This is a genomic window from Brevibacillus borstelensis, assembly GCF_037834415.1.
In the GTDB taxonomy this organism is placed as follows: Bacteria; Bacillota; Bacilli; order Brevibacillales; family Brevibacillaceae; genus Brevibacillus; species Brevibacillus borstelensis_A.
Genome location: NZ_JAUMSJ010000084.1, coordinates 1 through 1,917, shown reverse-complemented (window position 1 = coordinate 1,917; position 1,917 = coordinate 1). Strand labels below are relative to the sequence as shown.

Sequence of the window (1,917 nt, the reverse complement as noted above, 5' to 3'; positions counted from 1 at the left end):
GGGGCTGTCCAGAAAGTCGGTTTTAACTGACTTCCTGGGGCCCCCTTTTTTCAAAAATAAGCACAAAAAAATCGTCTCTTCTTGTAAAATGAAAGTTCCCACACCAACATTTTAGGAAGGACGATTTTTATGTGTAATCTTTCGATTACTCCCCCATATTATACCACGCAATTAACTCTTCCCCTAGAGGGAACAGTAGAAAATATTGTTTCCAAGAGACAATGCGCTCCTACATTCAAATCATATAATAATCGTCAGGTTCAAGTTATCTTCGATATCGAGGAACTTATTCCCGTGCACCATGTCGCACGTGTGGTAGATGAAATGGTTGAGGCCATTCCTGATGATAAGTTATTTTCTCATTATCCAGGCGGTGGCAGACCTTCGTTCCACCCTAAGATGATGCTAAAGGTCATCCTGTTTGGCTACTCCCAGAAGGTGTACTCTTGCCGTGGTATCGAACAGCTTACCCGTGAAAATATTCCCACCATGTGGCTGGCAGCGATGCAACAACCAGACTACCGTACCATCAATGAATTTCGTGGCAGACGGATGAAATCGATGATGAATGAACTTTACGAAACCATGATCTTGAAGCTCATCGAGGCCAACTATATCACCATGGAAAATTACTTTCTGGATGGGACAAAAATCGAAGCAAATGCCAACAAGTATTCTTTCGTATGGAAAAAATCAACGATCCGATTCGAGGAAAAATTGAAGGAGAAGATCCGAGAAACCTTGCGGCTCATTGAGGAGACAGCCAAGGAGGAAGAATTGGAAATCCTTGCGGATAACCTGATGGATACAGTGGAAGACCCCTCCAAATTGGAAGAGATTGCTGTTGGCTTGGAAACCCACATAGCCGTTTTATCAGATGAGATGGAAAAAGAGGCAAATACAGAAGTCCGTAAGGAAAAGCGAAAAAGACAGAGTACATGGAAGAAATCCCTTAAGCTGATCCGTAAAGATTTCCTACCAAGGCTAGCCAAATACAAAGCTCAAAACGAAACTTTTGGTGACCGCAATAGTTATTCCAAGACAGATAGTGACGCAACATTCATGCGGATGAAAGAAGATCATATGAAAAACGGTCAACTTAAGCCTGGCTATAACGTACAGATGGCAACGGAGAATCAATTTATCCTATTTTACACCATTCATCAACGTCCAACGGATACACGCTGCTTCATCCCCCATCTAGAGAAGCTGGCTTCTTCCTCGCTGCCCATGCCCAAAAATGTCATCGCGGATGCGGGGTATGGGAGCGAAGAAAACTATCTGTATGCGATAGGGGAGGAAAAAGAACCACGGTTTGATTTCCTCATTCCTTACGGAACCTATTTGAAGGAAAAGACCCGAAAAGCCAAAAAGGAAACCAAAAACATAAGAAACTGGGACTACGTGGAAAAGGATGATTGTTTCATCTGCCCAAATGGCCGAAAGGTTCCATTCAGGAAGTATCAAACAAAAAAGAATGCTTCCGGCTATGAACAGAGCTATAAAATCTACGAATGTGAAGATTGTACAGACTGCCCATTGAAATCAAAATGTACCAAGGCCAAAGGAAACCGCCAGATTCATTGGAACACAGTGTTTGAAGAAATGAAAGCAAAGGCAAAAGCAGCCCTTGAATGTGAAGACAAAGCAGCTATCTATGCCCGACGTAAAGTCGAGGTAGAAAGCGTGTTCGGTCACATCAAGGGCAATCGGTCGTTCCGCCGATTTTCTCTTCGTGGGCTCGACAAAGTGCATGTCGAGTTCGGAATTGTGGCACTAGCACATAACTTGTTGAAAGTGGCGGGCATCCGCCTGGCCACATTCCTCAAACCATTAGGGGCAAAAAAGAAGCTGGGGGAAAAACGAAACGGTTTTCCCCCAGCTTCTTTACTTTTTAGGGACTTTTTAGACAGCCCC

At 43.7% G+C, this 1,917-nt stretch carries 1 protein-coding gene; it reads left to right on the top strand.

Going from position 1 to position 1,917, the window contains the following annotated elements; translation table 11 throughout:
* Positions 1-129: 129 nt before the first annotated feature.
* A partial coding sequence (locus tag Q3F21_RS27020) for an IS1182 family transposase (protein ID WP_340259667.1) occupies positions 130-1,917 on the top strand: 1,788 nt, incomplete at its 3' end.